Below are 23,900 nucleotides of genomic sequence, written 5' to 3'. Positions count from 1 at the left end.
ACGACGCCGCGCTGCCCGGGCAGCGCGGCGTCGTCGTATTTCCGTGTCGAGGCTACTTGCCCTCGTCCTTGACCGGGTTGCCGTTCGCGTCCAGCTTGGCGTTGAGGCCCGCTTCCTGACGCTGCTGCGGCGTGATCGGGGTCGGCGCGTCGGTCAGCGGGTCGACGCCGCCGCCCGACTTCGGGAACGCGATGACCTCACGGATCGAGTCCACCCCGGCCAGCAGCGCGGTGATGCGGTCCCAGCCGAAGGCGATGCCGCCCATGGGCGGGGCGCCGTAGGAGAAGGCGTCGAGCAGGAAGCCGAACTTCTCCTGCGCCTCCTCCTCCCCGATGCCCATCACCTGGAACACCCGCTCCTGCACGTCGCGGCGGTGGATACGGACCGAGCCGCCGCCGATCTCGTTGCCGTTGCAGACGATGTCGTAGGCGTAGGCCAGCGCCGACGCCGGATCGGTGTCGAAGGTGGCCATGTGTTCGGGCTTGGGCGAGGTGAACGCGTGGTGCACCGCGGTCCAGGCCGAATAGCCCAGGGCCACATCGCCGCTCGCGGTGGCGTCGGCGGTCGGCTCGAACATCGGGGCGTCCACGATCCAGACGAAGGCCCAGGCGTTCTCGTCGATGAGACCGCACTTGCGGGCGATCTCGCCGCGCGCCGCGCCCAGCAGCGCCCGGCTCGACTTCTGCTCACCGGCGGCGAAGAAGACACAGTCGCCCGGCTCGGCGCCGACCTGCTTGGCCAGGCCCTCGCGCTCGGCGTCGGTCAGGTTCTTGGCGACCGGGCCGCCGAGGGTGCCGTCCTCGTTGAAGGTGATGTAGGCCAGGCCCTTGGCGCCACGCTGCTTGGCCCATTCCTGCCAGGCGTCGAACTGGCGACGCGGCTGCGAGGCGCCGCCCGGCATGACCACCGCGCCGACGTAGGGAGCCTGGAACACGCGGAAGGACGTGTCCTCGAAGTACTCCATCATCTCGGTGATCTCGACCTCGAAGCGCAGGTCGGGCTTGTCCGAGCCGTAGCGGCGCATGGCCTCGGCGTAGGTCATGTGCGGGATCGGGGTCGGGATCTCGTAGCCGACCAGCTTCCACAGCGCGGTCAGGATGTCCTCGGCGAGGAGGATGACGTCCTCCTGCTCGACGAAGCTCATCTCGATGTCGAGCTGGGTGAACTCCGGCTGACGGTCGGCGCGGAAGTCCTCGTCGCGGTAGCAGCGCGCGATCTGGAAGTAGCGCTCGATGCCGCCGACCATGAGCAGCTGCTTGAACAGCTGCGGCGACTGCGGCAGGGCGTAGAACTTGCCGGGCGCCAGGCGGGCCGGAACCAGGAAGTCGCGCGCGCCCTCCGGGGTGGAGCGGGTCATGGTCGGGGTCTCGACCTCGATGAAGGCGTGCTTGGCCAGCACCTCGCGGGCGGCGGAGTTCACCTTGGAGCGCAGGCGGATCGCGTGCGCCGGACCCTCGCGACGCAGGTCCAGGTAGCGGTACTTGAGGCGGGCTTCCTCACCCGGCTCGTCGTCGAGCTGGAACGGCAGCGGCGCGGCCTCGTTGAGCACCTCGAGCGCGGTCACGTTGACCTCGATCGCGCCCGTCGGCAGGTTCGGGTTCTCGCTGCCTTCGGGACGGTTCTCGACCACGCCGGTGATCTTCACGACGAACTCGTTGCGCAGCTTGTGGGCGGCCTCCGCGGGCTCGCCTTCACGGAAGACGGCCTGGGCCACACCCGAAGCATCACGCAGATCGATGAAGATCACGCCACCGTGGTCTCGCCGCCGGGCCACCCAGCCGGTGAGGGTGACGGTCTGACCGGCGTGCTCGCTTCGCAGCGAACCAGCCAAGTGGGTGCGCAGCACGGGATTCCTTTCGACGGGACTCGAAGCACCGGTGCGGGTGACCAGGTGCAGACCCATCGTAGAGAGACACGTGGGGCGAGTGGAAACCGATATCCGCTCGCCCGTGTCAGAGTGATACGCATGACCTTCAACGAGGGCCTGCAAATCGACCCGAACCGGGTGAGCGGCGGCGGAGGACCCGATCTGGGCGGCGGCCTGGCTCTCGGCGGTGGCGCGCTGGGCATCATCGCCCTGATCGCGTCCCTGCTGCTCGGCGGCGATCCGGGCAGCATTCTGGGCCAATTCACCGGCGCGGACTCGAACGCCAAGTCGGGCGCGGCCACAACCCCTGATCACTGCAAGACCGGCGCGGACGCGAACAAGTACGTGGACTGCCGTGTCATCGCCACCGTCCAGAGCCTGGACAATGTGTGGGGCACCGAGCTACCCAAGCAGACCGGCCGCAAATACGTCGCCCCGAAGGTGACGCTGTTCTCCGGCGCGGTGAACACCGCCTGCGGGCGCGCGTCCTCGGCGGTGGGCCCGTTCTACTGCCCCGCCGATCAGACCGCCTACTTCGACACCAGCTTCTTCCAGGAACTGGTCGACCGCTTCGGCTCCAGCGGCGGCCCCCTGGCCCAGGAGTACGTGGTCGCCCACGAGTTCGGCCACCACATCCAGAACCAGCTCGGCGACATCAACAAGGCCCAGCGCGACCCCAAGGGCCCGACCTCCGGCGCGGTCCGCACCGAGCTGCAGGCCGACTGCTACGCCGGCGTCTGGGCCGCGTACGCCGACAAGCTGCCCGCCCCCGGCGGCGGCCAGCCCTTCCTGAAGCCGCTGACCGACAACGACATTCGCGACGCGCTCTCCGCCGCCTCCGCCGTCGGCGACGACCGCATCCAGAAGGCCTCCACCGGCCGCGTCAACCCCGAAGCCTGGACCCACGGTTCCTCGGTGGAACGCCAGAAGTGGTTCCTCACCGGCTACAAGACCGGCCAGGTCAAGGCCTGCGACACCTACTCCGCCCAGGATCTCGGCAACCCGCCCGCCCTGCGCTGACCCATCCCGACCCGAGGTCCCCGTCCGAATCGGCCGGGGACCTCGTCATTTCCACACCTGTCCGATCCCACCTCCGTGGCGCTACCCCACGGCGGGGTGGCCGAACCCAACTGGTATCCCTCCGATCCCGCCGAGCACCCACCGGGTATTCGACCGACGGCACCCACGGCGGGCGACCGGCGCCGGGGTGCCGTTCTCCACCTCGGACGGGTGGCCGTGCTGGTCAATGCCCGCTCCCGGATCACACCCCCTTCCCGATGTCGATCATGGATGTATGCCCTGGCGTTGACCTGAGCGAACGGGGTGTGTCGCCGCAGGTCGCGGTCCCTCGATGGCGGTCGTCCGATGCCGGTGTGCCGGTGGGCCACTCGATGGACCGGCCCGACGCGACCGGGGGGCACCTCGCCACGGGCGAATTCGGGCTAATCCCGCGAGCCGTGACTCCTTCCGGTGCGGCGTCGGCGTGGCGCTCCGCGCCGGGATGGGCGCGGGGCAACAATCTGCGGGCGGCGGGTGCACGCTCGCCTGGGAACTTCGGAGGGATGCGATGGGAACGGCAGGGGTGGCGGGACAACTCGGCGGGGCGGGAATCGCGGGTGGGCGGCGGGGGTGGCGGGCCGCGCTGACCGCGGCGGCGTGTGCGGTGTTGCTCACGGGCGCGGGCGGATTCGCGGGAGTGCGGCCGGCGGCGGCTGCTCCCCCGGCGCTGTTCACGCTGACCGCCCTGCCCGCGGGCTGGCAGACCCGGACCGATCTGCGGCCCGCACTCGAGGTACAGCCGGACGGGCACGCGGTGAAGCGGTCCGATCCCACCGCGGAGCCGGTGAACGGGACGGTGCCCGCCGATGTTCTGACCGCGGCGGCGACCGAGATGAAGGCGCTGGTCACCGCCGATATGGGGACCCCGGAGGCCACCGACAAAGGCACTTCGATCATCGATTACATGCCCGAGCACCGTGACCAGGATCTGCATCTGATCGTGTACGCGCCGGAGATCGCCGACGGCCTCAGTGACGAGCAGAAGGCGTCCCGCAAGCGCTTCGACGATCTGTTCCAGCGCCTGCTGAACGCCTTCGCTCCGGCGTAGCCGTGAGCACCCCTCAATCCCGTCACACGCCTGAACTAGATGATCGCGGACGGAGTGTGCTTGCTCAGGTAACTCTTGAAGGTGCGCCGAATCTCTGCTTCCAGGTAGCCGACTTGCGGAGATTTCGGCAGAACATTGCCTTCGAACTCGCGGTTGCGTGCGTCGAGGTAGCGAACGATGCTGGCGGAACGCGTATTTGAAACAAAAATCTCCCGCTGCGTCCGCACATCAGCTCGAAGGCCCTCGAAGTTGCGCGCAAGCCCAATTTCTAGGCTGCTCGCCGCGTAGTACTTGCATTCAACAACAAGGATGCAGTGTGTCCCACGTGGGGCCATCCGCTGGACACGACTTAACGCAGCTTCGTCAGCGGAAAGCACGAGAACGTCACATTCATGCAGGACACCGGAAGTACCCTGCACGCGGACACCGAGGTGTACCTCGAGTGGAGGCGCACCATCGAACTCAACAACCGCGTGCGTGTAGGACTGAGTCGTGCTGTAGAGCTGACCTGGACTCGTCCGAAAGACCAACTTGTTGGCTTTTGCACCATGGACGTCCTCGTATCGAACAGTTGCTCCATGCCGGCTGGCAGTACTTACGATCAAGGCGAAGATATAGCCCTCGTATGTATCAGACCCTTCCGAAGCAGAGTTGTACGAGATCGCACCTGTGGATAGCAGCGCCTTGATCTCGGCAATCAGCTGATCTACGGCGGTCAAGATCGGACCTCCCCAGTGACAGTCGCGAAGAGCCCATCAAGGCGTTCTCGACGGGATGCAGCGAGCGGCTGCGACGAAAGGTCGCGACGCCGGTGTCGCTGCCTCGGCGCCTCTTCCGGCTCAAAGGCAACTCCGTCAACCTCGCCGCGGACTCCAGGTTCAGTACTCGGCACGGTCTGCAGCACCGTCAGTGCTTCGGACTCAATCGCAGGCAACTCAACGAAAACTCGCCGCAGCGCCTCAAGAAGATGCTCGACCCGTTCGCTGTCGGTCATCGGGCGTGTCGTGATCACAAGCGTTCCACGTTGTCTGGAAGCCGCGTATTCAGCGCCGGTAACCGACGACCGATCCACAACCTCGTAGCTGTTGGCCTCAAGATCTGGCGTCGACCGGTCACGGTTGCGGGTCCGCCGTCTCCGAAGGACCTTCTCCTCCTGGACACCAGCTACGACTGCCGCGTCGACCTCATCCAGCACCCACTCAAGTGGTGTCCTGATGATCGCTGCCCGGAGCTTCTCTTCGATACTGCGCAATTCGTCGGTGTTCACCGGTCCCCTCCCATGGCCGCACTTCCGACCGACCCCGCCTTACGCGGCTGGGATCTGATTTCTGCAACTCAAAGCTTCAGGTACGGATACGCCATGGCGCACTCGACGTCAAGACGAACCATTGGGCAGCAACGTCACCTGCCAAGCATTCGCCTCCTGGACCTCAACGGCCGGCAATCTGTGGGCGAACAGATCGATAGTGTTCACCCACAGACTGGTTGAGCTAGGAGGCGAAACTCAGCCGACCGTCCAGGTTTCGTTGCCGGTGAGCAACTCCTGCAAGGAGTTCGGGCTCACCGGTTTGCGTTCGACGGCGGTGCCGAGCTGGGCGCGGACGCCGTCGTCGTAGGTGGGGCGGGTGACGCTGCGGAAGACGCCGGTCACCACGTGGGTGAGGTCCTGGTCGGACAGCCGCGACAGGGCGTAGGCGTATTCGGGCTGGTCGGTGTAGGCGTCGTGCACCACGATGTCGGATTCGGCGACGCTGTCGGCGCGCGCCACCTTCAGGCCGAAACCGTCACGGACCACGGCGAATTCATTGTCCGCGCCGAAGCGGATGGGCTGCCCGTGCCGCAGCCGGACCAGATGTGATTCGGCGTTCTCGCGGCGCAGCGCGTCGAAGGAGCCGTCGTTGAAGATCGGGCAGTCCTGCAGGATCTCCACGAACGCGGTGCCGCGGTGTTCGGCGGCGGCCCGCAGCACCTCGGTGAGCCCGGCCCGGTCGGAGTCCAGGGCCCGGGCCGCGAAGGTGGCTTCCGCGCCCAGCGCCACCGACAGCGTGTTGAACGGATGGTCGATGGAGCCCATCGGGGTGGACTTGGTGACCTTGCCGGTCTCCGAGGTCGGCGAGTACTGGCCCTTGGTGAGGCCGTAGATCCGGTTGTTGAACAACAGGATCGTCATGTTCACATTGCGCCGCAGCGCGTGGATGAGGTGATTGCCGCCGATGGAGAGCGCGTCACCGTCGCCGGTCACCACCCAGACCGACAGGTCGGGCCGGGTGACCGCCATCCCGGTGGCGATGGCCGGGGCGCGGCCGTGGATGGAGTGGATCCCGTACGCCTCCAGGTAGTACGGGAACCGGCTCGAGCAGCCGATCCCGGAGACGAACATCAGGTTCTCGCGCTCGAGACCCAGCTCGGCCAGGAAGCCGCGCACGGTGGCGAGGATGACGTAGTCGCCGCAGCCCGGGCACCAGCGCACCTCCTGATCGGAGGTGTAGTCTTTGACCTTCTGCGGTCCCGCCGCCCGCGGCACCCCGGACAGTCCGGTGAGGCCCAGATCGGTTCCCACGAGCAGGTTTTCGACAATGGTCATCACTTGCTCCCTGGGGTGCGGTAGGTCGCGCGCGCCCGTGCGGCGAAGGCCTTGTCCTGCTCCATCTCCGCGATGGAGCCGTCCAGGGCCGCGTCGATGACGCCGACCAGTTCCTGTGCTTGGAAGGCGGTGCCGGCCACCTTGGTCCACGGCTGCACGTCGACCAGGTAGCGGGCGCGCAGCAGCATGGCCAGCTGGCCGCCGTTCATCTCCGGGCAGACCACGGTGCGGTAGCGGCGCAGCACCGCACCGAGGTTGGGCGGGAAGGGATTCAGATGCCGCAGGTGCGCCTGCGCCACCGGCACCCCGCGCCGCCGCGCCCGCCGGCAGGCCTCGCCGATCGGGCCGTAGGAGCTGCCCCACCCGATGAGCAGCAGTTCGGCGCGGCCGCCCGGATCGTCGACCACCAGGTCGGGCACGGCGATGCCGTCGATCTTGGCCTGCCGCAATCGCACCATGAGTTCGTGATTGGCCGGTTCGTAGGAGATATTGCCGCTGCCGTCGGCCTTCTCGAGCCCGCCGATGCGGTGCGCGCGGCCCGCGGTGCCGGGCACCGCCAGCGGCCGGGCCAGGGTCTCGGGATCGCGCGCGTAGGGCTGGAACGAATCGTCCTGCGCGCCCGCGGGTTCGAAGGCCGGGTCGATCGGGGCGAGCTGCTCGACCCGCGGAATCGCCCACGGCTCGGAGCCATTGGCGATCGATCCGTCCGACAGCAGCAGCACCGGTGTCCGGTAGGTGAGGGCGATACGGGCGGCCTCCACGGCGGCGTCGAAGCAGTCCGCGGGCGAGCGCGGCGCGACCACGGGCACCGGGGATTCGCCATTGCGCCCGTAGAGCGCCTGCAGCAGATCGGCTTGTTCGGTCTTGGTGGGCAGACCGGTGGACGGGCCGCCGCGCTGCACGTCGATGATCACCAGCGGCAGTTCGGTCATGACGGCCAGGCCGATGGTCTCGCTCTTGAGCGCCAGCCCGGGACCGGAGGTACTGGTCACCCCGAGCGCCCCGCCCAGCGAGGCCCCCAGGGCCGCGCCGATTCCGGCGATCTCGTCCTCGGCCTGGAAGGTGGTCACGGCGAAGTTCTTGTGCTTGCTCAGTTCGTGCAGGATGTCCGAGGCCGGGGTGATCGGGTAGGTGCCGAGGAAGACCGGCAGCCCGGACAGCTGCCCGGCGGTGACGATGCCGTACGCGAGCGCGGTATTGCCGGTGATCTGCCGGTAGGTGCCGGCCGGGAGCGTCGCGGGGGCCACCTCGTAGGTGGTGGCGAACGCCTCGGTGGTTTCGCCGTAATTCCATCCTGCCCGGAATGCGAGGATATTTGCTTCGGCGACATCGGGGGTGGCGGCGAATTTCTCCCGCATGAACTGTTCGGTGCCGCCGATCGGCCGCCCGTACATCCAGGACAGCAAGCCGAGCGCGAACATATTCTTCGCGCGCTGCCCATCCTTTTTACCCACACCGGTCGGTTCGGTTGCGCCGAGCGTCAAGGATGTCATCGGCACCCGGTGCACCACGAAATCGGTCAAGGTGTCATCGGTGAGCGGATCCCCGGCGTACCCGACCTTGGCCAGGGCGCGTTTGGTGAATTCGTCCGTATTGACGATCACCGTCGCCCCGCGCGCCAAATCCTCCAGATTCGCCTTCAGCGCAGCGGGATTCATCGCGACCAGCACATCGGGCTGGTCACCGGCGGTCAGGATGTCGTAGTCCGCGATCTGGATCTGAAACGACGACACGCCGGGCAGCGTGCCCTGGGGTGCGCGGATCTCGGCGGGGAAATTCGGTTGGGTGGCAAGATCATTGCCGAATGCGGCGGCCTCGTGCGTGAACCGGTCACCGGTGAGCTGCATGCCGTCACCGGAGTCGCCCGCGAAGCGGATGACGACCCGTTCCAGTTTCTCGACCGCCAATTTCCCTGTGCCGGCCCCATTTCCGGTCACCACAGAGTCGTCGTCATGCTGCGAAACCATGCGCGTGCATCACTTCCCTCGTCAGATGTGAGGTACCAACGCCAAACTACTCCGCAATATTCGCGACACACCCGTGAAGCGCAATGGTTTCGATCAAAAGAACCGCTGTCAGGCGAACAACGCCAACTGCGGGTCGGGCGTGTGCGATTCGACGGCGCGAACCTCGGGCTCGGCCGGTCGATCACGGTTCAAACGGTGTTTCTCCAGCAGCGGCTCGATGCGGCCGCGTAGCCACGCAGAATACTCCGGTGTCACCGAAGTTCCACGACCATACAGTTGCCGGTAGCGGCGCAGCAGCGCCGGGTGAGCCTCGGCCAGCCAGGCCAGGAACCAGCCGCGGGTGGAACCGCGTAGATGCATGGGGAACGCCGTGACCCGGGCCGCCCCGGCCTCGGCGATGGCGGCGAAGAGCGCGTCCAGATGCGCCTGGGAGTCGGTCAGATACGGAATAACCGGGGCTACCATGACATTCACGGCGAATCCGGCATCCGACAGGGCGCGCACCAGTTCCAGCCGCGCCCGCGGCGACGGCGTGCCGGGCTCGAGCCCGCGATGCAGTTCCTCGTCCAGGATGGCGATCGACACCGCGAGCTCCACCGGCACCTGACCGGCGGCCTCGACCAGCAGCGGCAGATCCCGCCGCAGCAGGGTGCCCTTGGTGAGGATGGAGAATCCGGTCCCGGATTCGGCGAGCGCGGTGATGATGCCCGGCATCAGCCGGTAGCGGCCCTCGGCGCGCTGATACGGATCGGTATTGGTGCCCAGCGCGACGTGTTCGCGCCGCCAGGACCGCTTGTGCAGTTCACGCCGCAGGATCGGGACGACATTGGTCTTGACCACGATCTGGGAGTCGAAATCGGCGCCCGCGTCGAGATCGAGGTACTCGTGCGTGCCGCGGGCGAAGCAGTAGCGGCACGCGTGCGAGCATCCGCGCATGGGGTTGATGGTCCAGCTGAACGGGAGGGTGCCACTGTCGGGCACCCGGTTCAGCGCACTCTTGCAGAGCACCTCGTGGAACGTGATGCCCTCGAACTCGGGTGTCTGTACGCTGCGTACGAAACCCGCACGTTCGAGCCCGGGGAGCGCGCCGTCATCGGCGCCGAGGGTTTGCCTTTGCCAACGCACCACCCCAGTCGAACATGTGTTCTATCGAGTGTCAAGCAATCTTCTGCGTGTCGGCCTCGATCGGCCGGCCGTTGTAGAAGGCGACCAGGTCCCGGATGGTCTGCTCGGCGGGCCGCGGACGGTAGCCGAGCTCCTCGGTGGCCTTGGTGTGCTCGACGATCGGGGCGGCCAGCAGCGCGCCCATGGCCGCCTTGGAGATGCGGTCGCTGCCGAACGCCTTGGCCACCGGCTCCATGACCGGCATGCAGGCGTTGATCACCTTGGCCGGGATCGCGAAGGCGGGCTTCATCTTCCCGTTGACCTCGGCGGCGGTGCGGGTGGCCTGGAACATGTCGGTGAAGTGGCCACCGAGCAGGTAGTTCTCGCCGGTGCGGCCGCGCTCGCCGGCCAGGACCAGGCCGGTGGCGACGTCACGCACGTCGACCAGGTCGAAGCCGCCGCTGATCATGACCGGCACCCGGCCGCGCGCGGCGTCCCACAGCGTGGTGTTGATGCGCGAGGCGGTGTTGTCGATCGGACCGTACACACCGGTCGGGTTGCAGATGACCGCGTCCAGGCCCTTGTCGATGACCGAGCGCAGCTCGATCTCGCCCTGCCACTTGGACCGGTCGTACACCGGCAGATCCGGGTCGATCGATCGCGGCGAGCGCTCGTTGATGACGCCGCCGCAGGAGTACTGGTTGAACGCGTGGATGGAGCTGGTGTGCACCATGCGGCGCGCGCCGACCTCGAGCGCGGCCTCGGCGACGACGCGCACACCCTCGGTGTTGACCCGCCAGGCGACATCGTTCTTGTGGGCCAGGGTGATCAGCGCGACCAGGTGGTAGACCACCTCGGCGCCGTCGAGCGCGGACCGCATCGAGACCGGATCCAGCACGTCACCGTTCACCCAGGTCACCCCGGGCTGGGTGGCACCGGCGACCCGGTCGATGGCGGTGACCTCGTGACCGCGATCGGTAAGCAGGCGAAGCAAATTGGTGCCAAGGAACCCGGCAGCGCCGGTGACTGCGACCTTCATGGTCAGAAGAATATAGAACTTGTTCTAATTTGCAAGAACGGTCACATCACGAGCGGGATGCGGACGGCGTCACGGTCGGATGCGGACGGCGTCACGGTCGGATGCGGACGGCGTCACGGTCGGATGCGGACGGCGTCACAGTGCCGACACGCCCGCCGGAGCCACGCGGCAGCCCCCACCCCTCGGCGTGGGCGCGAACGCCACGCCGGGCTGGACTCTCGACGGGATATATTCACCCTTCGCATGTCCATGACGCTTGGGGGGAGCTGATATGGCCGATCTCTCGGTCGACACCGGCGCGGTCCGCGCCTTCGCGGCGACACAGGACGGCGTGGCCGCTGACATCGCCGCCCAGGGCGGTCTGGACACCGTCGCCCACGTCGCCGCCCTGACCCCGGTCTTCGGACTCATCGGCGCGGACTTCCTGGCCGGCTACGCCGTCGCCGAACTCCTGCACGACCGCGACATCAACGCCCTCTCCGGCCGCTTCGCCGAGCTCGGGCAGGCGGCCCGCGGCTCGGCAGCCACCTACGAGAGCGCCGACGCCGACTTCGCGGGCAGGCTCGGCGCGGTCGCCCGGCAGATCGGCGACAAGGCATGAGCCCGCTCGAATCCGGCGTCATCGGAGTCGCCGCGACCAGCTCGGACCTCGGCGCGATGGGAGCGCAGCGCGCTGACGGCGTCGCGTCCGGCCCGATTCCGGAGTTGCCGGTGGGCGTGCTGCCCGCCGATGCGCCGCCGCTCGAACCGCCCGCGTTCGTGCTCGCGCGCAAGCAGTCCGACCAGGGCGGCACGCCGGTCGCCGGTCCACCCGGCCCGATCCCAGACTACGAGCCCGGGGCGGGAACTCTCGGCGGCACGGTCGCGCCTGCCCTCGATGGCGCGCACGGCGTGGTGACGGGTGCGCTGGCCGCCCTGAGCTCGGCGCAGGACGTCCTCGGCCCGGCCCGGGCCGCGCTCGGTGGCGGCCAGGCCGCGCTGGGCGGGGTACCCGCCGCACTGAATGCCGCGCAGGCCGCGTTCGCACGGGCCGCCGCGAGTCCGGCCACCGCCCTGCCGCCGCTGCCCGCCGATCCGGTCGGCGATCTGATGAAGGGCCTGGCACTGCCCGCGATTCCGGGGCTGGACGCGCTGTTCGCGCCCTTCCTGCAGCTGCTGCAGGCGTTCGGCACCGGCGTGCTGGGCCAGCTGAATCCGACGACGCTGCTGAGCGCCGGGTCCACGGTCATCGAGTCCGCGGTGCGGGTCGGCGGCGGCGCGCTGACGGCGGTCGAATCCCTGTGGCAGGGCGAGGCTGCCCGGAGCGCGCAGGAGTCGGGCAGGCGGGCCGGGGATCACGGTCAGGAGACCGCCCAGCGCGGTGTCGACCTGTCGGTGATCACGAATCAGGCCGTGGCGGTGGTGCGGCGCGGCAACGTGCAGCTCAGCGCCATCGCGCAGGCTTTCGCCACGGAGGCCACCGCGCTGGCCCCGCTGATCCTGACCCCGCTCGGCCAGACCACGCTGCTCGCCTCGGCCACCCGGCATCTCGGGGAGGCCGTGACGGTCGTGAACACCGCACGCGGCGAGCTGTCGGTCTGCACAGCGCGGGTGCAGGGGCTGATCGGGCAGCTGGCCGGACCGGGCGGCGGCCCGAGTCCGGCGGAGGTCGCCCAGGCCCTCGCGCGGAATGTGGGCCGGCCGATTCTGGAGCAAGCCGAGGGATTGCTCGAAAGCGGCTGGCAGGCAGCGACTTCCGCGCCCAGTGATCCGTCGACATTCGATCTCCCCAGCGGGCTGCCGGACACGTCGGCGGCCGGTGCCGGTGGCGGCCCCGGAAGTGGCGGCGGCGCGGGCGATCTCGACGGCAGCCTGTCGCCGGCTCCCGGCGGACCGGGTTCGTCGATTCCGGGCGGCAAGGTCACCAATCCCGCGAATCCGTTCGGCGCGGGCGCGGCCGCGGTCCCCGGTTTGGGCGGACCGGCCGGTTCGGGATTCCTGGGTTCTCCCGCCGCCGCGGGGGCGGGCAAAGGGGCTGCGGGCGACGCACCGCACGGCCGGACGGTGCATCCGCACCGAAGTCCCACGGCCGACAGCGAACTCACCGGCAATCTGGGCGCCTTCACCCCGGGAGTCATCGGCGATGGCGAGGATTCGGCCGATGCTGCCGAGCCAGTTCAGCTCTGAGACAGCCCGATCACTCCGGAAAAGGGTGATGCCACGGTGATCTGGACGGGTACCCAGACCACCGCGGCATCGGTGGAGACCGAAAGCGGATGTACACCCCGCGGGCTCGGCCACCGTTTCAGGGCGCGCTCGCGCACGCCGCGGTGGGTTACACCGCGGTCGGGCGCGCCTGCGCGTCGACTCCGCCGTCGATGACGAACTGGGAACCGTGGATGAATCCGGCCTGCGGACCCATGAGGTAGGCGATGAGCGAGGCGATCTCCTCGGCGCGGCCGTTGCGGCCGATCGGGGAGACGAAGTTGCGGATGGCGTCGCCGTAGCGCGGGTCGTCGAGCCCGGCCTGCAGCAGCGGGGTGTCGACGCTGCCGGGGGCGACGGTGTTGAGGCGGACGCCGGCGGCGCCCCACTCGACAGCGCGCTCGCGCACGGCCACGGTGACGGCGTTCTTGGAGGCGGCGTAGGCGTAGCTACCCGCGTAGTCCCCGGCCTGGGCGAAGGCCTCGGCCTCGGCGCCCGTGGCGATCGGGTTGTCCTCCCACTTGATGTGGGTGGAGGCGACCGACGAAACCACCACGGCCGCAGGGTTTTCGCCCTTGGTGAGGGCGGGCAGCAGGGCGTCGAGCAGGGCGACGGTGGCCCGGTAGTTGATCTCCACCACCAGGTTGGGGTCGGGCACCTGGGGGCCGACGCCGGCGCAGAGGATCAGGCCGTCGAGGCTGCCGCCCGAGCGCTCGAGCACCGCTTCGACCGCGGCGTTGCGGGCGTCGGCGTCGGTGAGGTCCACGGTGATGTCCGCGTTGCGCAGGTCGATGCCGATGATGTCGTGCCCGGCGGCACGCAGGGCGGCGGCGGTGGCCGCGCCGATGCCGGAACCGGAGCCGGTGATGGCGATGGTCATGGGGCGATTAGAACAAGAGGCAGAACAATCCAGCAAGCCCCGGTCGCGGATCATCTCGGCTACCGGGACGGTGCCGGCGGGGCGTCCGGCGGGTGGATCGACTGTCCGGATCGCCTCGGAACTGATGCCTTTTGGCGAGGGTGGCGCTAGCATCAATCGCAAAACTAGAATCGGTTCTAGTTTTTGGCCCTTGCTCACTGTCGAGAGGACGATCGATGCGCTTCACCTACGCGGAGGCGATGACCAACCCGGATTACTACATCCCCCTCGCTCAGGCTGCCGAAGCCGCCGGGTTCCACAGCATCACCGTGGCCGACAGCATCGCCTACCCGGCCGAGTCGGATTCGAAGTATCCCTACACCGCGGACGGCAATCGCGAGTTCCTCGACGGGAAGCCGTTCATCGAGACCTTCGTGCTGTCGGCGGCCATCGCGGCGGCCACCACCACGCTGCGCCAGACCCCGTTCGTGCTCAAGCTGCCGATCCGACCGCCGGTGCTGGTGGCCAAGCAGGCCAGCTCGCTGGCCCGGCTGAGCAACAACCGCTTCGCGCTGGGCGTGGGCATCAGCCCGTGGCCGGAGGACTTCCAGATCATGGGCGTCCCGTTCGAGAAGCGCGGCAAGCGCATCGACGAGTGCATCGAGATCGTGCGCGGTCTGTCGACCGGTGAGTACTTCGAGTACCACGGCGAGTTCTACGACATCCCGAAGATCAAGCTCACCCCCGCCCCCACCGAGCCGCTGCCGATCCTGCTCGGCGGCCACAGCGACGCCGCGCTGCGCCGCGCGGTCCGCCTGTGCGACGGCTGGATGCACGCCGGCGGCAATGCCGAGGAGCTGGACAAGTACCTGGCCCGGATCAACGAGCTGCGCGCCGAGCGGGACCACAAGGGCGACTTCGAGATCCACGCGGTCTCTTACGACGGCTACACCCCCGACGGGGTGAAGCGCTGCGAGGAGAAGGGCATCACCGACCTGATCGTCGGTTTCCGCAACTCCTACGCCAAGGAGCAGGACACCGAGACCCTGGAAGAGAAGATCACCAAGATCAAGTGGTACGGCGACAACGTGATCGCCAAGCTGAGCTGATCACGCCTGCCCGGCGGGGCTGATCACGCCTTCTTCGCGAAGCCCAGGTCGATCACGGCGTCGCGTTCGCCGACCAGTTCCGCGACGCTGTGATCGATTCGGGTGCGGGCGAATTCGCCGATCTCCAGGTCCGGCACGATGGTGTACTCGCCGTCGGCGCAGGTCACCGGGAACGAGCTGATCAGTCCCTCGGGCACGCCGTAGGAGCCGTCCGAGGGCACCGCCATCGAGGTCCAGTCGCCGGGAGCGGTGCCCAGCACCCAGTCGTGGATGTGGTCGATGGCGGCGCTGGCCGCGCTCGCCGCCGAGGACGCGCCGCGGGCGGCGATGATGGCGGTGCCACGCTGCTGGACGGTGGGCACGAAGTCGCCGGTCACCCAGGCGGGATCGTCGATGACGGTGAGCGCGTCGCGGCCGCCGACGGTGGCGTGCGCCAGGTCGGGGTACTGGGTCGCGGAGTGGTTGCCCCACACGGTGATCCGCGCGATGTCGGCGGCCGCGGCCCCGGTCTTCCCGGCCACCTGCGCGATCGCGCGATTGTGGTCGAGGCGGGTGAGGGCGGTGAACCGTTCGGCGGGAACGTCGGGGGCATTGTTCATGGCGATGTAGGCGTTGGTGTTGGCCGGGTTCCCGACCACCAGCACCCGGACGTCATCGGCGGCGTTGGCATTGATGGCCGCGCCCTGATCGGTGAAGATCGGGCCATTGGCAGCGAGCAGGTCCGCGCGTTCCATTCCCGCGCTGCGCGGCCGCGACCCCACCAGAACGGCGATGTTCGCGCCCTCGAAGCCGAGCCACGGGTCGTCGGCGATATCGATTCCGGCCAGTAGCGGGAACGCGCCGTCCTCGAGTTCCATCGCGACGCCTTCGAGGGACCCGACGGCGGCGGGAATCTCGAGCAGCCGCAGGCGCACCGGCGTGGACTCCCCGAGCAGGGCTCCCGACGCGATGCGGAAGAGCATGCCGTAGGCGATCTGCCCGGCGGCTCCGGTCACGGTGACGGTCACTGGCGCAACGTTGCTCACGGCGATCTCCTCGCGATAGCGGCTGATCTCTCTTCGACCCTATCGACGCTCACCCCGCATCACGCCCGGCCGTGAGCAACGGAACACCGGCCGCTACCAGGCCCCGGCCGCGCGTCGGAGTGCGCGACGATTGGCAATCACGGCCGGGTGTACCGCGGCGTTCATCGGCGACAGCGCCCACACCGACCCGAGGGCCGCGGCAGCGTGCGCCGTCGTGCCGCGGGTGTCGTCGGTGATCGACACGTCGGAGTGCGCGACGACCGCCATCACGGCCCGGGTGTACCGCGGCGGCCATCCTCGACAGCGCCCACGCAGACCCGGGGGCCGCGGCAGCGTGCGCCGTCATGCAGCGGGTGTAGATCGGTGGTCGATGTCCGGTCCGCGTCGCCTCAGCGGGCGAGGTCGGCGATGTCGGCGTCGGCGAGGACGATCGGCCCGGCCTCGTCGCGGGCCCGCACCAGCTGGACCGCGCGGTAGAGCGGGCGTTCCTCGGCGTTGGCGTCGCGGGCCTCGGCGCGCAGTTGCTGGACCAGCATCCCGGAGATGGCCAGGGCGGCGGCGAGCGGGCATCCGGCCAGGGCGTCGGCGAGTTTGCGCAGGCCCAGGATGTGGAGTTCGCGGCCGCTGCCGGAGTCGCTGTAGATCGCCAGCGGCACGACCTGGATGTCGGGGCCCGCGGTGGCGCGCAGCACGATGCGGCTGATCTTGCCGGGGTGGACGACGATCTCCACGGCCGTGGCCGCGGCCAGGTCCAGGTGGCGTTCGCCGCGCCAGGTGCGGGCGTGGATGACGCTGCCGGACACGGTGATCCGGCGGCGTTGCACGGCCATGGCGTACAGGGCGGTCGGTGCGCCCAGGACCAGACCCACCGCCAGCGCGGTCGGCCAGTGCACGAACAGCGCCATCAGCAGGCCGACCCCGATGCCGATGCCGAGCGCGGCGAGGGTGAGTTTGCGCAGCGCGGGGGCCAGCAGTTCGGGGGCGATCAGGTCGAGCCCGACCTCGCCGGATCCCGGCGTCGATTCATGAGTCACAGCGGTGCATTCGTCCAGGTCCGTAGGGTTCACGCGGTCCGCCGGCGGGCACCGGCCCGTGCGGCGTGCGCGGGTATGTCAGCTGGCCTCTACCTCATACCCCGATTCGCGCACGCGTACGCGGATTCGGCGGAGGTTCGCCGGGCCGTAACAATGCCGCACCGCCAGGTAACACCATGCCGCGCCGCCCGGTGGCACTGCCGCGCCGCCGGGAGCGGTCGCGTCGCAGCCAGCCCAGCCGGTCGAGGACATCCGTGGTGGGTCGCAGCCGCTGATCGCGTCCCGGACCGGCCATGGGCCAAGCGGTGGCTGCCCACCATGCTGACCACCGACCTGTCCATGCGGATGGACCCGATCAGGCGGATGCGGCCGCCGTTGACGCCGCCGCGCATGCCGGAGCCGCGGTGGGACGAGGCCGCGGCCCAGGCCACGCCCGCCACGGCGGGCGCGGCGGCAGCTGTCACCGTCGCGTGGCGGCAGTTGCCACGTCGCGTGACGGCAGTTGTCACCGTCGCGTGACGGCAATTGTCACGTCGCGTGACGGCAGTTGTCACCGTCGCGTGACGGCAATTGTCACGTCGCGTGGCGGCAGTTGCCACGTCGCGTGGCGGCAGTTGTCACGTCGCGTGGCGGCAGTTGTCACGTCGCGTGGCGGCAGCGGTGGAGCAGGTGCCGTCGTGTGGCGGGAGCGGGTGGCGGGACCCAGCGCCTCTCGGTACTGCCGGGTCCCGCCTACGCGATCAATCCTGTTCGCTCGCAAGGGCGGCCGCGACCTGGGCGACGGCCTCGTCCAGCGGGATCTGCCGCTGTTCGCCCGTGCTCAGGTCCTTGAGCCCGATCTCGCCGTCGGCGACCTCGCGGTCGCCCAGGACCAGCGCGAGCCGGGCGCCGGACTTGTCGGCGGCCTTCATCGCGCCCTTCATGCCGCGCCCGCCGTAGGCGAGGTCGGTGCGGATTCCGGCCTTGCGCAGGTCGGCGGCCAGCACCACCAGGCGCTGCTTGGCGACGTCGCCGAGCGGGATGCCGAAGACCTGCACGCGCGGCCCGTCGACGGCGGTCTTGCCCTCGGCCTCGAGCGCGAGGACGGTGCGGTCGACGCCGATGCCGTAGCCGATGCCCGACAGCGCCTGCCCGCCGAGTTCGGCCATCAGTCCGTCGTAGCGGCCGCCGCCGCCGATGCCGGATTGCGCGCCGAGTCCGTCGTGCACGAATTCGAAGGTGGTCTTGGTGTAGTAGTCGAGCCCGCGCACCATGCGCGGGTTGACCACGTACGGCACGCCGAGCGCGTCGAGGTGGCCGAGCACCTGCTCGAAGTGGTTCTTGGCGGACTCCGACAGGTGGTCGATCATGAGCGGCGCGTTCGCGGTCATCTCCTTGACCTCGGGACGCTTGTCGTCGAGCACCCGCAGCGGGTTGATCAGCGCGCGGCGGCGGGTCTCCTCGTCGAGCGGGAGCTTCATGAGGAATTCCTGCAGCAGTTCGCGGTACTGCGGGCGGCAGGTCTCGTCGCCGAGGGAGGTGATCTCGAGCCGGAAGCCGTCGAGGCCGAGGGTGCGGAACCCGGCGTCGGCGATGGCGATCACCTCGGCGTCCAGGGCCGGGTCGTCGATGCCGATGGCTTCCACGCCGACCTGCTGCAGCTGCCGGTAGCGGCCCTTCTGCGGGCGCTCGTAGCGGAAGAACGGTCCGGCGTAGCAGAGTTTGACCGGCAGCGGGCCGCGGTCGAGGCCGTGCTGGATGACCGCGCGCATGACGCCCGCGGTGCCCTCCGGGCGCAGGGTGAAGCTCTCTCCATTGCGGTCGGCGAAGGTCCACATCTCCTTGGAGACGACGTCGGTCGACTCCCCCACGCCGCGCGCGAACAGGGCGGTCTCCTCGAAAACCGGCAGCTCGACATGCCCGTATCCGGCCAGTCGCGCGGTCTCCACCAGTCCGTCACGGACGGCGGCGAACTCCGCGGAGGTGGGGGGCAGATAGTCGGGGACCCCCCTCGGGGCACTGAAGCTGCTGGTCTTGGTCACGATTGTCAAGTTTCCACCACGGCCGCGCGACAAGTCCAACCGGTTCCCGGCCCGGCCCTCATATGTAGGTTTTTCTCAGCGAATGCAGGTAATGTCTGCCGCGGCCGCTGGGCTGACGGGCTCGTTTGTGCTGACGGCCCCCGTCTGTACAGACATCAGATACCGACCGTTCACGGAGGGACAGTTAGTGCCGAGCAATGAACAGCGACGCGCTGCGGCGAAGCGGAAGCTGGAGCGTCAACTCGAGAACCGGGCCCAGCGGGCGCGCAAGCGCAAGCAGCTCACCATCGCGGCGTCGGCGCTGGGCGTCGTGGTCGCCGTGGCGGCCGGTGTCGGCATCTACTTCCTGACCAAGGGCGATGACAACAGCACGAGCGCGAAGGCGTCCGAGACGCCCGACGCCTCGCTGACCGCCGCTCCCCCGCCGGCCGCGAAGGCCAAGCCGGCCTCGGTGAGCTGTGAGTACCGTCCGTCGCAGAAGCCCGCCGACAAGGCGGTGAGCGCGCCGGGGACGGCCAACATCACGACCGCCGGTCAGGTGAAGGCCACCATGGACACCAATCAGGGCCCGATCTCCATGACCCTGAATCCGGGCGAATCCCCCTGCACGGTCAACAGTTTCGAGTCGCTGGCCAAGCAGAAGTACTTCGACGCGACCAGCTGCCACCGCATGACCACCGGGAAGGGTCTGCAGGTGCTGCAGTGCGGCGACCCGTCCGGCACCGGAATGGGCGGTCCCGGTTATGAATTCGACAACGAGTACCCGACCGACCAGTACGCGCAGACCGATCAGGCCGCGCAGTTCCCGGTCGAGTACAAGCGCGGCGTGCTGGCCATGGCCAATGCCGGTCCGGGCACCAACGGCAGCCAGTTCTTCCTGGTCTACGGCGATTCCCAACTGCCGCCGCAGTACACGATCTTCGGCACGGTCGACGAGGCCGGGCTGGCCACCCTCGACAAGATCGCCAAGGGCGGCGTCGCGGGCGGCGGTCAGGATGGCAAGCCGGCCATGGATGTGAACATCCAATCGGTCCAAATCAACTGACCAGCATGGTCTTTCGGCCCCGGCGCGAATCGCGCCGGGGCCGTTGCTTTTCCGGCGAAAGTCTCGGGAAGGTCCCGTTGAACCTCTCGCGTAAGGCTTCCCTAACCAAAGAAAATCCTGAGTTTTCCCTCACCTGCCGGAATTGTGCGATATATGCTGGATCGCGACGCGCGCGTACGGCGGTTTCGGAGTTTTCGCTGGTAATCTCGTAGAACGGAGTACCAAGGCGAAGTAAAGCCCACCGGGCAATCCCCACTCGGGCCGCCGCTTCGCCCCATGTTCTCCGGGTGTCCGCGTTTGCAGGCGGGACAACCTATGCGCAACCACCGTTCGTATAGCGATGTCCGTGACGAAGCACCATCATCCACAGTGATCCAACTGCAGCATCGGGGAGCAGGCAATGGCCGAGGAACTCGACGACATCGGCCGCGAGACGGCGGCGATGATGAGGCAAATGTTGCAGCTCGCGACACTTGTCGCGCTGCGCACCCGGGAACGTGGCCAGAAGGAAGCGGAAGCGCGTGTCAGGGTCACCGAGGCCCGCCAGAAGGAAGGCCGTGAGCGCCGGTTGCGTGAGGCCGCCGATGCCAAGGCCCGCGATCCGCGTAACCGTGAGCTCTCGCGAATCCTGGAGCGCCCCACGCTCGAACGCGGTGGCGTCTCCCTCGAGAAGGATCGCTTCTCGGCGGCGACCGAGGCCTCCCGCATGGCCGCGCAGCAGGCCGGTCGCGGTGGCGCCCGGTACGACTCGGTGGAGCGGCGAACCGCTCTGGCCCAGCATCTTTCGCGCATGGGCATCTCGCCGGAACTGCAATCGGTGCGCATGCTGATGGAAGTCGGCCAGGCGCAGTCCGCTCAGGACGCCGTGCGGATCCGCGAGCAGGAGGCGGCTCAGCGTCGCGTCCGCGAGCAGGAAGCCCACGAGCGGGAGCGCGAACGCGCCCGCTCCCGCGAACGAGTCTGAGTACCAGTCGTTTCGGCCGTTGTGATGTGTACCGTGGCGGATCGCCTTGCGATCCGCCACGGTCCGTTTCCGGGGCCTAGAGCGGGAACTCGCCCATGGTGGGGTTGCTGAACAGGCCCTGCTGCGGCGACTTCAACGGCAGCGGCGTCAGCATGTCCTTGTGCCCGTTGCGCACACTGCAGTACTTGAACGGGCCCTTGGGGTCGAACAGCTTCGCCATGTGCGGGTCGGCGTGGTCGAGGAACCACACGCTCAGTCCGGTCTTGCCGTCGTGGCGGAAGTGTTCCCACGCCCGCCACATGGCATCCAGTCGTGCGACCGCCTCGGCGTGCTTCCACCATTCCGGACACCACACGGTGTCGCTGATGTCGGTCACCTGCCGGCGGTACACCAGACTCAGGTAGTTCTCGACGAACTCGACCACGCTCTGGTAGACCATGCGCTGCGGCTCGTCGGGACGACGGCCACGAGAGTCGTCGAAGGGGAAATTGTCGGGGTGCTGCTCGTCGCTCACAGCGGTCGGACCTCCTTGGGAGCCGCGACATCCGGGATTGTCTCTTTGATCAGCGCGGGACTGGTCAGATCATCGATGGTGGTCTTCTTCGTCGGTGACGGGTCGTGTGCCTCGATGGAACGCTCCACCGCGGCCGCGTCAGCGCCCTCCCACCACGGGACGGTGCGCACCAGCACCGCCGGTGTGCCGGAGGAGAACAGGATGGCGCGCCCGCGCGGCAGGGTGGCCAGGGCGTGCGCGTTGAAGGTGCGCGAGGAGCTCAACGAACGCGAATAGCTCTTGCCGCCCTTGGATTCCGACACCGACTGCGCGATCGAGTCGTAGTCGCCGATGGCCTCGGAGCGCTGTTGCAGGAAGGCCATATCGTCGATGCCGCTGCCGATCACCTTGATATTGGCCGCACCCCAGAGCGCTTCCATGCCGTCGGGTCCCCAGCAGCGCGCGCCCTGGGCCCAGGACTGCAGCACCGTCATCACCACGATGCCGCGAGATCCGAAGTGGCTGTACTGCTTCGGCAGATCCTTCCAGCGCACCACGTTCGCGGCCTCGTCGAGCGCGGCCAGCAGCGGGACCGGCAGGCGGCCGCCGGGCGAGCGGGACGCCTTGTGGGTGGCGACCTCGATGACCGCCGCGGTCAGCGCGCTCACCAGCGGCGCGGCCGAGCCCCGGCCTTCCAGGGACAGGCAGTACAGGGTGCCGTTGCCCTCCAGGAAGGCGAGCTCGTCGAAGGGTTCGCGACCGCCGTTGGGGATGATCCACGGCTGGATGTGCGGCAGTTTCAGGCACCGGATCATGGCCTTCGCGCCACCGAAGATGCCGTCGCGGGTGCGCACGTCGAGGTTGTACTGCCCGGCCAGGCCCTCGGCCATGTAGTGCTTGGCGCTGCGGCGCAGGATTTCCACGGGCGTGGTGTCGAGTGGGTTGTTCACCCATTCCCACGCGCGCAGGATGTTGCTGCCCTCCAGGCCCGCGGCCAGGAACAGCGCCGCGAGCAGGTCCTCGGCTTCGGGGTCGAAGTAGGAGTCGGCGCCGCCGCCCGCCGAGGGGCTGCCCTCGGCGTCGGAGAAGTGCCCGGCCAGGCTGACCGCGCGCACCTCGGCGCCGGCGCGGTGCACGTCGACCCAGGCCAGCGGATCCCAGTACCACTGGGGTTCCTGCTGGGCCTGCCAGTCGTGCGAATCCGGGGCCACGCCTTGCGGATCGAAGACGAAGATCGGGGAACCCTTGCCCGCGCGCACATCCCGGGTGGCGTCGACCACGTCACGCTTGTTGGAGGTGACGACCACCGGGCCGATCGCGGCCAGCACCGCCGGGATGACCCGGGAGGTGGTCTTGCCCTGGCGCGGTCCCCAGATGTCGACCTGCAGGTCCTCGTAGGAGCCGTACATCATCTCGCCGTCGGCGACCGACATGCCGATCGGAATGCCCGGCACCAGGGCGTCTCCCGGCCGCATGAGCGATCCGGGGATGACCTTGTCGCCGGTGAGGTGGGTGTGCAGCGGGACGCCCATCTTCCCGGCCTTCTCCCGCACCCCGGCGAGGGTGAGCGCCTTGATCGCGCCGCCGGACCCCATGTGGTCGGCCTTGTCGTCGATGGCCAGGCGCCCCTTCTTGGAGGTCTCGGTGCGGTGGCGCTTGTAGAACACCCAGCCCGCCGTCCCGGCGACCACCAGCACCACGATGACCGTGGCGGCGGTCGGCCAGCGCACCTGGCCTTTGATCAGGTTGACCACGATGGCGATCGGGTTGATCGGCAGGTTCTGGCGCGGGGAGCTGAGCAGATTGCCCAGTTGTACTGCCAGCCACAGGGTTCCGAAGATATAGAAACCCGCGTACACGAGGTGCAGGGTGCGGTCTGGACCCGGATCGGCCGGGTCCTGCACCGGTGTCTTCGCCATCTCTATCCTCCTGGGATGACCTGTGAGTCGTTGCCGCTCAACGGAATTCGTCCAGCAACCAGCTACCGCCGGGGCCACGCACGACGGTGGCGACGACCGTGGCCGGGGGTAGCTTTTCCCGCTTGCCGTCCGGGTGGACGACCGTCTGCTCGATACCGATCTTGTACTGCTGCCGGTTCGGGTCGGCGCCCGCGGGCGCCTTCTCGCCGGAGGCGAACGCGAACGCCTCGACGTGCGCGTTCTCCTTGGCCCATTCGGCCCACCGCAGCGTCGGGCGCGGTGTGTCCACGGCGGTGGACGGATTGTCCAAGGTGCGGATCAGGGTGGGGCCCAGCCATTTCCGAGCGCGCCGCAGGGCGTCGCCCTCGGATTCGGTGGCCGGGTTCCAGGTGTAGATCTGCTGCAGCGCCGCCACCGCGACCCCGTCGGGGGTGGTGGGGTCGGGCGCGGGCGCGACCTCCAGCAACCGGGTGGTGGTCGTGGGCGCTTGCCCGGCAGGCGGATTCGAGCCGCCGCCGTTCGAGCCGCCGCCGGAACAGGCGGTGGCCAGCATCGTGACGCTCACCACCAGCATCACCA

General features: G+C 68.7%; 23 protein-coding genes. 8 read left to right on the top strand and 15 right to left on the bottom strand.

Features of this window, described 5'->3' with window-relative positions; all coding sequences use genetic code 11:
* Positions 1–52 precede the first annotated feature (52 nt).
* Complete coding sequence (gene aspS, locus ACQPYY_RS14445) at positions 53–1,846, bottom strand: aspartate--tRNA ligase (RefSeq protein WP_433594651.1); 1,794 nt, start codon at positions 1,844–1,846, stop codon at positions 53–55.
* Positions 1,847–1,966: 120 nt separating this feature from the next.
* On the opposite strand from aspS, the gene ypfJ reads away from it, so the two are divergent.
* Together ypfJ and ACQPYY_RS14435 are read left to right on the top strand one after the other, a co-directional pair.
* The gene (ypfJ, locus tag ACQPYY_RS14440) at positions 1,967–2,887 is read left to right on the top strand and encodes a KPN_02809 family neutral zinc metallopeptidase (RefSeq protein WP_433594116.1); all 921 of its coding nucleotides are present in this window, start codon (positions 1,967–1,969) and stop codon (positions 2,885–2,887) included.
* 547 nt (positions 2,888–3,434) lie between these two features.
* Complete coding sequence (locus tag ACQPYY_RS14435; RefSeq protein ID WP_433594115.1) at positions 3,435–3,974, top strand: hypothetical protein; 540 nt, start codon at positions 3,435–3,437, stop codon at positions 3,972–3,974.
* A 35-nt stretch (positions 3,975–4,009) separates the two neighbouring features.
* Here the strand turns inward: ACQPYY_RS14435 and ACQPYY_RS14430 are convergent, their stop codons facing one another.
* From ACQPYY_RS14430 to ACQPYY_RS14405, 6 genes are all read right to left on the bottom strand, one after another.
* Positions 4,010–4,693, bottom strand: a complete 684-nt coding sequence (locus ACQPYY_RS14430) for a hypothetical protein (protein WP_433594114.1) — start codon at positions 4,691–4,693, stop codon at positions 4,010–4,012.
* Positions 4,690–5,241 carry a hypothetical protein gene (locus ACQPYY_RS14425; protein ID WP_433594113.1) on the bottom strand — a complete coding sequence of 184 codons (552 nt, stop codon included), beginning with the start codon at positions 5,239–5,241 and terminating at the stop codon, positions 4,690–4,692. Before ACQPYY_RS14425 ends, ACQPYY_RS14430 begins: the two co-directional genes overlap by 4 nt.
* A gap of 237 nt (positions 5,242–5,478) precedes the next feature.
* On the bottom strand, positions 5,479–6,558 hold the full coding sequence (locus tag ACQPYY_RS14420) for a 2-oxoacid:ferredoxin oxidoreductase subunit beta (RefSeq protein WP_433594112.1): 1,080 nt from the start codon (positions 6,556–6,558) through the stop codon (positions 5,479–5,481).
* The gene (locus ACQPYY_RS14415; protein WP_433594111.1) at positions 6,558–8,525 is read right to left on the bottom strand and encodes a 2-oxoacid:acceptor oxidoreductase subunit alpha; all 1,968 of its coding nucleotides are present in this window, start codon (positions 8,523–8,525) and stop codon (positions 6,558–6,560) included. The genes ACQPYY_RS14420 and ACQPYY_RS14415 overlap by 1 nt, the downstream gene beginning before the upstream one ends.
* A 108-nt stretch (positions 8,526–8,633) precedes the next feature.
* Positions 8,634–9,650, bottom strand: coding sequence for an Rv2578c family radical SAM protein (locus ACQPYY_RS14410; protein ID WP_387309153.1), 1,017 nt, complete (start codon positions 9,648–9,650; stop codon positions 8,634–8,636).
* 31 nt (positions 9,651–9,681) lie between these two features.
* A complete protein-coding gene (locus ACQPYY_RS14405; protein ID WP_357288105.1) occupies positions 9,682–10,668 on the bottom strand; it encodes an NAD-dependent epimerase/dehydratase family protein in 987 nt (328 codons plus the stop codon).
* A gap of 271 nt (positions 10,669–10,939) precedes the next feature.
* Between ACQPYY_RS14405 and ACQPYY_RS14400 the strand changes: the two genes are divergently transcribed.
* A complete protein-coding gene (locus tag ACQPYY_RS14400) occupies positions 10,940–11,269 on the top strand; it encodes a type VII secretion target (RefSeq protein ID WP_433594110.1) in 330 nt (109 codons plus the stop codon).
* Complete coding sequence (locus ACQPYY_RS14395; protein WP_433594109.1) at positions 11,266–12,834, top strand: hypothetical protein; 1,569 nt, start codon at positions 11,266–11,268, stop codon at positions 12,832–12,834. The genes ACQPYY_RS14400 and ACQPYY_RS14395 overlap by 4 nt, the downstream gene beginning before the upstream one ends.
* A gap of 148 nt (positions 12,835–12,982) precedes the next feature.
* Here ACQPYY_RS14395 and ACQPYY_RS14390 read toward each other — a convergent pair whose 3' ends face one another.
* The gene (locus ACQPYY_RS14390; protein ID WP_357083468.1) at positions 12,983–13,732 is read right to left on the bottom strand and encodes an SDR family oxidoreductase; all 750 of its coding nucleotides are present in this window, start codon (positions 13,730–13,732) and stop codon (positions 12,983–12,985) included.
* A 215-nt stretch (positions 13,733–13,947) separates the two neighbouring features.
* Between ACQPYY_RS14390 and ACQPYY_RS14385 the strand changes: the two genes are divergently transcribed.
* Positions 13,948–14,820, top strand: coding sequence for a TIGR03619 family F420-dependent LLM class oxidoreductase (locus ACQPYY_RS14385; RefSeq protein WP_357083471.1), 873 nt, complete (start codon positions 13,948–13,950; stop codon positions 14,818–14,820).
* 23 nt (positions 14,821–14,843) lie between these two features.
* Here ACQPYY_RS14385 and ACQPYY_RS14380 read toward each other — a convergent pair whose 3' ends face one another.
* The 3 genes from ACQPYY_RS14380 to ACQPYY_RS14370 all read right to left on the bottom strand — a co-directional run bounded on the left by ACQPYY_RS14380 (position 14,844) and on the right by ACQPYY_RS14370 (position 16,879).
* Positions 14,844–15,845 (bottom strand): malate dehydrogenase, encoded by a 1,002-nt coding sequence (locus ACQPYY_RS14380; protein ID WP_433594108.1) that lies wholly within the window; start codon positions 15,843–15,845, stop codon positions 14,844–14,846.
* 93 nt (positions 15,846–15,938) lie between these two features.
* A complete protein-coding gene (locus ACQPYY_RS14375; protein WP_433594107.1) occupies positions 15,939–16,115 on the bottom strand; it encodes a hypothetical protein in 177 nt (58 codons plus the stop codon).
* Positions 16,116–16,234: 119 nt separating this feature from the next.
* The gene (locus ACQPYY_RS14370; RefSeq protein ID WP_433594106.1) at positions 16,235–16,879 is read right to left on the bottom strand and encodes a hypothetical protein; all 645 of its coding nucleotides are present in this window, start codon (positions 16,877–16,879) and stop codon (positions 16,235–16,237) included.
* 318 nt (positions 16,880–17,197) lie between these two features.
* On the opposite strand from ACQPYY_RS14370, the gene ACQPYY_RS14365 reads away from it, so the two are divergent.
* Positions 17,198–17,398 (top strand): hypothetical protein, encoded by a 201-nt coding sequence (locus ACQPYY_RS14365; protein WP_433594105.1) that lies wholly within the window; start codon positions 17,198–17,200, stop codon positions 17,396–17,398.
* Positions 17,399–17,619: 221 nt separating this feature from the next.
* Here the strand turns inward: ACQPYY_RS14365 and hisS are convergent, their stop codons facing one another.
* Entirely contained in the window at positions 17,620–18,900 is a 1,281-nt protein-coding gene (gene hisS / locus ACQPYY_RS14360; protein WP_433594104.1) for a histidine--tRNA ligase, read from the bottom strand.
* 187 nt (positions 18,901–19,087) lie between these two features.
* On the opposite strand from hisS, the gene ACQPYY_RS14355 reads away from it, so the two are divergent.
* Together ACQPYY_RS14355 and ACQPYY_RS14350 are read left to right on the top strand one after the other, a co-directional pair.
* The gene (locus ACQPYY_RS14355) at positions 19,088–19,945 is read left to right on the top strand and encodes a peptidylprolyl isomerase (protein ID WP_433594103.1); all 858 of its coding nucleotides are present in this window, start codon (positions 19,088–19,090) and stop codon (positions 19,943–19,945) included.
* Between the two features lie 400 nt (positions 19,946–20,345).
* Positions 20,346–20,909 carry a hypothetical protein gene (locus ACQPYY_RS14350; RefSeq protein WP_357288128.1) on the top strand — a complete coding sequence of 188 codons (564 nt, stop codon included), beginning with the start codon at positions 20,346–20,348 and terminating at the stop codon, positions 20,907–20,909.
* A 76-nt stretch (positions 20,910–20,985) separates the two neighbouring features.
* On the opposite strand, the gene ACQPYY_RS14345 is transcribed toward ACQPYY_RS14350, so the two are convergent.
* From ACQPYY_RS14345 to ACQPYY_RS14335, 3 genes are read right to left on the bottom strand one after another with little or no spacing between them, the layout of a single operon-like run.
* Complete coding sequence (locus tag ACQPYY_RS14345; protein ID WP_357288131.1) at positions 20,986–21,423, bottom strand: DUF4913 domain-containing protein; 438 nt, start codon at positions 21,421–21,423, stop codon at positions 20,986–20,988.
* On the bottom strand, positions 21,420–23,321 hold the full coding sequence (locus ACQPYY_RS14340) for a type IV secretory system conjugative DNA transfer family protein (protein WP_433594102.1): 1,902 nt from the start codon (positions 23,319–23,321) through the stop codon (positions 21,420–21,422). Before ACQPYY_RS14340 ends, ACQPYY_RS14345 begins: the two co-directional genes overlap by 4 nt.
* A gap of 37 nt (positions 23,322–23,358) precedes the next feature.
* A complete protein-coding gene (locus ACQPYY_RS14335; protein WP_433594650.1) occupies positions 23,359–23,895 on the bottom strand; it encodes a hypothetical protein in 537 nt (178 codons plus the stop codon).
* Positions 23,896–23,900 lie beyond the last annotated feature (5 nt).

The sequence above is a fragment of the Nocardia sp. CA-145437 genome (genome assembly GCF_050956485.1).
Lineage (GTDB): Bacteria > Actinomycetota > Actinomycetes > Mycobacteriales > Mycobacteriaceae > Nocardia.
This window is presented reverse-complemented; position numbering and strand designations above follow the sequence as displayed.